This is a genomic window from Armatimonas sp. (assembly GCF_964826245.1).
Genome location: NZ_CBAYMC010000232.1, coordinates 1 through 6,716, shown reverse-complemented (window position 1 = coordinate 6,716; position 6,716 = coordinate 1). Strand labels below are relative to the sequence as shown.

At 59.4% G+C, this 6,716-nt stretch carries 6 protein-coding genes; all 6 read left to right on the top strand.

Features of this window, described 5'->3' with window-relative positions:
- The first annotated feature begins 202 nt into the window (after positions 1-202).
- Positions 203-1,057, top strand: a complete 855-nt coding sequence (locus AC1XOS_RS18050) for a UbiA-like polyprenyltransferase (RefSeq protein ID WP_481963611.1) — start codon at positions 203-205, stop codon at positions 1,055-1,057.
- A 45-nt stretch (positions 1,058-1,102) separates the two neighbouring features.
- Positions 1,103-2,665 (top strand): glutamine-hydrolyzing GMP synthase, encoded by a 1,563-nt coding sequence (gene guaA / locus AC1XOS_RS18045; RefSeq protein ID WP_481963610.1) that lies wholly within the window; start codon positions 1,103-1,105, stop codon positions 2,663-2,665.
- A 7-nt stretch (positions 2,666-2,672) separates the two neighbouring features.
- Positions 2,673-3,551, top strand: a complete 879-nt coding sequence (locus AC1XOS_RS18040) for a glycosyltransferase family 2 protein (protein WP_481963609.1) — start codon at positions 2,673-2,675, stop codon at positions 3,549-3,551.
- A gap of 6 nt (positions 3,552-3,557) precedes the next feature.
- Positions 3,558-4,286, top strand: coding sequence for a bifunctional metallophosphatase/5'-nucleotidase (locus AC1XOS_RS18035; RefSeq protein WP_481963608.1), 729 nt, complete (start codon positions 3,558-3,560; stop codon positions 4,284-4,286).
- Positions 4,283-5,272: a class I SAM-dependent methyltransferase gene (locus AC1XOS_RS18030; protein WP_481963607.1), complete on the top strand. Its 990-nt coding sequence runs from the start codon at positions 4,283-4,285 to the stop codon at positions 5,270-5,272. Before AC1XOS_RS18035 ends, AC1XOS_RS18030 begins: the two co-directional genes overlap by 4 nt.
- Positions 5,272-6,716 (top strand): glycosyltransferase family 39 protein (locus AC1XOS_RS18025; RefSeq protein ID WP_481963606.1); only part of this gene is annotated, 1,445 nt, incomplete at its 3' end. The genes AC1XOS_RS18030 and AC1XOS_RS18025, both read left to right, overlap by 1 nt.

Sequence of the window (6,716 nt, the reverse complement as noted above, 5' to 3'; positions counted from 1 at the left end):
TGGCGCTTCGCCGAGACAGCAAGACGCTCGGCCTCGGCCCCAATCAGCTTGGGGAAGCGCTGCTCAACTTGGGCGAGAAAACTCTCCAGAGAAAGCACGGTAGGTTGCTGAGAAATCACGATAGCAAAAGGCATTGCGCATGATATACGACAATAACTTCGCATTAGTTCCCGACTTTTCGGGTCGGTGATAAAATGATCGTATGGGAAAGCTGCGGATCGTCCTAGAGATGATTAAGATTGAGCACACACTCTTTGCCTTGCCTTTTGCCTTGATGGGGGCTCTACTTGCGGCCCAGGGCCTGCCCGAGGGCCGTACTCTCTTCTGGATCTTCGTGGCAATGATAGGTGCTCGCTCTGCCGCGATGGCTTTTAATCGCCTCGTGGATCGGGACTACGATGCAAAGAACCCACGCACCGCGAGCCGGGCCATTCCAGCGGGGCTGGTCTCGGTGGGCTTTGTGAAGGGCTTCACTCTGTGCACCTCGCTTCTTTTAGTGTTAGCCGCTTGGCAGCTTAACGCACTGGCGCTGGCACTCTCCCCCGTGGCGCTGGGAGTGGTCTTTCTCTACTCCTATACCAAGCGCTTCACCCACTGGTGCCACGCGTTTCTGGGGGTGGCACTGGCAATCGCGCCGGTCGGGGCGTGGGTGGCGGTGGCGGGGAATCTGACGCTGGTGCCTCTCACTCTTGGAGCCGCCGTGGTCTGCTGGCTGGTGGGCTTTGACACGATCTATGCCCTACAAGATGCGGACTTTGATAAAAACGCAGGGCTGCACTCGCTCCCGGTACGCTTTGGGGCAAAGACAGCTCTACGGATCGGGCGGGCGAGCCATGCGCTGATGATCGTGCTCTTGGTCGCACTCGGCAAGCTCGCAGGACTGCATGGCTGGTACTTCACCGGAGTGGGGCTGGCTGCCGTGCTCATCGCGGCGGAACACACCTTGATCTCTCCCAGCGATCTGAAGCGCCTGAATATCGCCTTCTTCAATGTCAATATCGCGGTTTCCTGTGGCCTTTTGCTCTTCACGGCAATTGATCTACTGATCTCATGGTAACATAAGGGGCATGGTTCCCCCCCGCTGCATGGAGGCCTGCTAACCGTGGCCTCACACAAGTCTTCTTCGATTCCTATCCCCGATGAAAACGTGGTCGTCCTCGACTTCGGGGCACAGTACACACAGCTCATCGCCCGCCGCGTGCGGGAGTGCAAGGTCTACTGCGAGATCCTCCCTTGCGAGACCCCTCTCGCGGAGATTCAGAGGCGCAAGCCCATCGGGATAATCTTCTCCGGTGGCCCAGCCAGCTGCTACGAGCCTGGTGCTCCTGAAGTGGACATGGCGATCTACGACCTAGGGATTCCGATCTTGGGAATCTGTTATGGCATGCAGCTCATGAGCCGCCAGCTCGGCGGAAAAGTGCGTGCGGGGACACAGCGGGAGTATGGTAAGACCTCTCTTGATGTCACAGACAGCACGGATCTCTTTCTAGGCCTTAACCGCGAGCTGATCTGCTGGATGAGTCACGGCGATACGGTCGAGGCACCACCGCCAGGCTTTAAGGTCACCGCAGTAACATCATCCACGCCGGTGGCGGCGATGGCGGACACGGCCCGTAAGTTCTTCGCGGTGCAGTTCCACCCCGAGGTCGTTCACACGCCGTGGGGCACGGAGATTATCCGCAACTTCCTCTACCAGTTCTGCTCCGCGAAAGGCGAGTGGACCATGGCCTCGTTTGTCCGTGAGGCCACGGAGGCCATTCGGCATCAAGTCGGGGATAAGAAAGTGGTCTGCGGCCTCTCGGGCGGCGTGGACTCCGTGGTTGCCGCCGCGCTGGTGCACAAGGCGATCGGAGATCAGCTCACGTGTATTTTTGTCAATACGGGCATGATGCGCAAGGACGAAGGCACACAAGTTCGGGAGAACTTTGCCCGGACGTTTAATATCAATCTTGTCTATGCCGATGAAAAATCGCGCTTTCTAGACAAGCTCAAGGGCGTGATTGACCCTGAGCAGAAGCGCAAGATTATCGGCAATGAGTTTGTGGCGGTCTTTGATGAAGTGGCGCAGACAATCGAGGGCGCGGAGTTCTTAGCACAAGGCACGCTCTACCCGGATGTGATTGAGTCTGGCTCGGGCAAGGCCCACACGATCAAGACCCACCACAATGTCGGGGGGCTTCCCGAGTACATGAAGCTGAAATTGGTCGAGCCCCTACGCTATCTCTTTAAAGATGAAGTGCGAAAAGTGGGCGAGGAGCTAGGCGTCCCGAGTGAGATGGTCTGGCGACAGCCATTCCCTGGCCCTGGTCTTGGGATCCGCGTTTTAGGGGAAGTGACCCGCGAGAAGATTGATATCCTGCGCGAGGCAGATGCCATTGTGGTCGAGGAGATCAAGAAGGCGGGCCTGTACCGGCGCGTCTGGCAGAGCTTCGCGGTGCTCCCCGACACCAAGTCCGTGGGTGTCATGGGAGACAAGCGCACCTACGAGTACCCGATTGTCCTGCGCGCCGTGAGCAGTGAAGACGCCATGACCGCTGACTGGGCGCGCCTGCCCTACGAGCTTCTCGAAAAAATCTCCAGCCGCATTGTCGGGGAGGTCTCAGGCGTCAACCGCGTTGTCTACGATATCACGAGTAAACCTCCTGGAACCATTGAGTGGGAGTAGTCTCCTGGTGCAAAGAATCGGGATCATTGTTGTCTGCTACAATGGTGTGGCAGACACGGTGGAGTGTTTGGAGTCTCTGAGGAATCTGGCCTACGCGAATTTTTTTACGGTAGTTGTCGACAATGCCAGTAGTGACTCTACAGCAGAGATTGTTCGGACACAGTTTCCTGAGGTGACATTGATTGTCAATCCGCAGAACACGGGCTTCACGGGGGGCAATCAGACAGGGGTTCGCGCCGCGTTTGAGCACGGCGCGGAGTTTATTTTTCTTCTCAATCCTGATACGATTGTTGCGCCAGATCTGCTGGAGCGTCTGATGAAAACCTGGGAGGCGCAACTGAACTTGGGAGCGCTCGGGCCGGTGATGCTGCTCTATGATGAGCCGGAGATCGTCTGGTCTGCGGGTGGCGAGCTTGACGCGCGGGGGCAAGTGAGACACCTGCTTCAAGGCAAACCCGCGCCAACGCACGTGAGCTACCAGCCTAGTGCATTTGTCTCCGGGTGTGGCCTACTGTTCTCGCGCCGTGTCTTCGAGCAGGTCGGCTTCTTCGATGAGCGCTTCTTTTTATACTACGAAGAGTCCGATCTCTGTGCTCGTATTCGCAAGGCGGGCTATGAGATTGGAACGGCGTTTCAGGCCCGACTCTGGCATAAAGTGAGCCGCGCGACAGGCAAAGACTCGCTCCTGACACTTTACTACATGCGCCGCAACCAGCTTTTGTACCTGAAAAAACATGGCACGTCTTTTGGCTTACTCATGGCCTTTGTGGAGTCTCTGCGCCTGCTTGCGGTCTGGACGCTGAAACGAAACCCAAAGCGCACCGTTCTTCTTAGAGCCCTACGTGACTTCCGAGCGGGCCGCTTCGGACGCGCTGACGGGATATAATGAGCCGTGCCTCGGCTCCATATCTTCCATACCAACGACTTCCACGGGAAGCTCACCGACGAAAAAGCGGCGCTTCTCAAGAGAGAGATTGAGCGTCTATCCGCAGGCGAGCCGTACTTGCTTCTTGATGCGGGCGACGCGATCTCGGCGGGGAACCTAGGTTTTAACCCCATGGGCGAGCCGGTTCTTGCGCGGATGAGTGCGCTGGGCTACGACGCGATGACGATGGGCAACCGCGAGACCCACCCGAGCCTCCCCGTTGTTCGCACCAAACTAAATAAGGCAACATTTCCGATTCTCTGCGCCAATGGCTCTGCCAAGAACGCGGCGGGGAACGTCCCGTTTGTGCCGTTCGTATTGCGAGAGTGTGGTGGCCAAAAAATAGGTATCTTTGGTGTCACAGTGCCGATGGCGACGCCTCAGAAAGTGGACGCGGCACTCTGGGACAATCTTTTTGCCCCACCAATAGAAACTGCCAAGCGCCTCGCCGCCGAGCTGCGGCCTCAGTGCGACTTGCTCATTGCACTCACGCACATCGGGATTGTGCAGGATCGGAAGCTTGCCGAAGCCATTCCTGAGCTGGACTTGCTGATCGGGGGGCACACGCACGTGGTGCTGGAGCAGCCCGAAGTGGTGAATAACGTGCCGATTGTTCAGGCCGGGAGCCACGCGCGCTACCTTGGCCATGTTATTTTTGACGACGGAGTCGTCACAGGAGCTTTGCATTCTTTATGAGCCGACGCTATGTCGAGACGACTCTGACTTGCTGTGTCTGTGGAACCCGCGCTGCGGTGGCGTGGCGACGGGCGGGTGACCATATTCTCGGAGGGCCGCGTGAGTTTCACGCCGTGCAGTGTGCCCGCTGTAGCACGGTGCGCCTCGATCCACGCCCCGCGCCCGAGGAGATGAACAAGCACTACACGCCGCTGACCTACGCCCGTGCTGAAGACGATGCCACCAGTGGGCTCGCCGAGCGCCTCGATGAGTACAACCGCCGCATGGCCGAGCGCACGCTAGCCGCTGTCTCCGACAATGCCCCACGCCGTGCACTCGATGTGGGCTGCGGCGATGGTCGCTTTCTCGCACAGCTCGCCGAGCGTGGCTGGACGGTCGAAGGGCTGGAGACCGACCCCGTCGCCGCGGAGCTTGCCCGCAAGCGCACAGGAGGCACGATCCACGAAGCGCCACTGGAGGAAATTACGCTCCCTCAGAACGCCTTTGGACTCGTCTCCATTCTCCATGTCCTAGAGCACGTCCCGGAGCCCCGCGCGACTCTCACTGCTGCCTGGAACGCGCTTGCGCCCGGGGGGAGCTTGCTGATCGCGGTGCCCAATGTCAACTGCCTGGAGGCACGTCTCTTCCGCTCCTGCTGGTACCCACTGGACCTGCCGCGCCACTACTGGGGCTTTGCCCCACGCACCCTCACGCGCCTGACCGAGGAGTGCGGCTTTCAAGTGCAGCGCATCCGCCACTTTCCGTTTCTCTTTGGCATTCAGAGTGTTCGCTACGGCTTTAAGGCTATCTCGGGGAAACCTATTGGCGAGGAAGAGGGGAGTGCGGGGCCACGCCGCGAGGGGGGCAAGCTCCGCACCAAGGCGTTCCTGAGCCTGCTCACCGCCTCCGAGCGTCTCGGCCACGAGCTGCCTGGTGAAGTGATGGAGCTGATGGCGGTTAAGCCCAACCTCCCCCCTAACCCCCGCCCGGCGGGGGGACAAAACTGATGATGGGTATTTTACTTGTTGTCTTGCTGGCGGTGCTGGCCTTTGGGATCGGGGCGTTTTTCCTGCGTCGCTTACCCACGCAGAGCCTGCTGGAGAGAGCTGCCTTTGCCATTGCTCTGGGAATGGGCGTGATTTCCTACACGATTCTGGCGCTAGGGCTGCTGAAGCAGGCCAAGATGCTCCCGCTGACACTAGGAGTTTTACTGGTTGGCTTACCGCTGGCATTTCTGGGCTACCGGAGCCTGCCCAAGCGTGAGAAAACGGAGGAGCAGTCCGCAGGCGTGCTGGGAATTGCGGTCGCACTGGTGCTGGGGCTCTGTGGGCTGATCACGCTCGTGGGAGCGCTTAACCCGCCGGGCGTGCTGGAGTGGGACTCGCTCTCGTATCACTTGGCGGCACCGAAGCGCTACTTGCAAGAGGGACGTATCTACTACATCCCCGATGACCACCACAGTAACTTCCCCTTCACGCTCAACATGCTCTATCTCTGGATGCTCTCGCTGGGCTCCGTGAGTGGGGCTAAGCTCTGTCACTGGCTCTGCGGGGCGCTCCTCACTCTGGCGGTCTATACGTGCGGCGCACGGCACTTTAGTAAGACCATCGGGCAGGTGGCTGCAGTGATCGTCGCCACGACACCGGTCCTACTCTGGGAGTCCACGACCGCCTACATTGACCTCGCGCTGGCACTCTTCTCGTTTCTGAGCTTTTACGCGGTGCTAAATGCACACGAGCAGCCGCGCTGGCTGGTGGTCTCGGCAGTGCTGATGGGCCTGGCGCTAGGCACGAAGTCCACCGCACTGGCTTTCTGGGCGATGGGAGTGCTGGGGCTCTTGGCAATGCGCCTTCCGTTTCGTCTCGCTCTGGTCTGGGCAGGCATGGCGCTGGCGATTGGCCTGCCGTGGTACCTCAAAACGTTTCTCTACACCGGCGACCCAGTCTATCCCTTTGGCTGGAAGCTCTTTCATGGGCGCTACTGGAGTGATGCGGCGGCGCTGGGGTATGCGAAAGATCAGGCGGCGTTTGGGCTGGGCAAAGATCCGCTGCACTTGCTCTTGGCTCCCTGGAACGTGACCATGGAAGCGAGCGTCATTCCCGCAGGCCGCTCTTGGGTCTTTACCGAGTATGTCATCTTTGGTCTCTCGCCGGTCAACCTTGCGATTGGGATAGCGCTGCCACTGCTGGTCAAGACCTGGGATAAGAAAGCGGTCGCGTGCTTGTTCTGGGGCCTTGGCATCTCCGCGACTTGGTTTTTCATGATGCAGCAGACCCGCTACTTAGTCCCGGCACTTCCCGTCTTCGCACTGGTGTGTGCCTGGGGGCTGATGCAGGCGGGGAAGTTTGCTCGGATCGCGGGAGGCACGCTGGTGGCGCTGGCAGCGCTCTGGGGAACCTATCTTGCCCTGACCCAGCTTCTGCCTGCCGCTCCCTTGAAGGCACTTGAGGC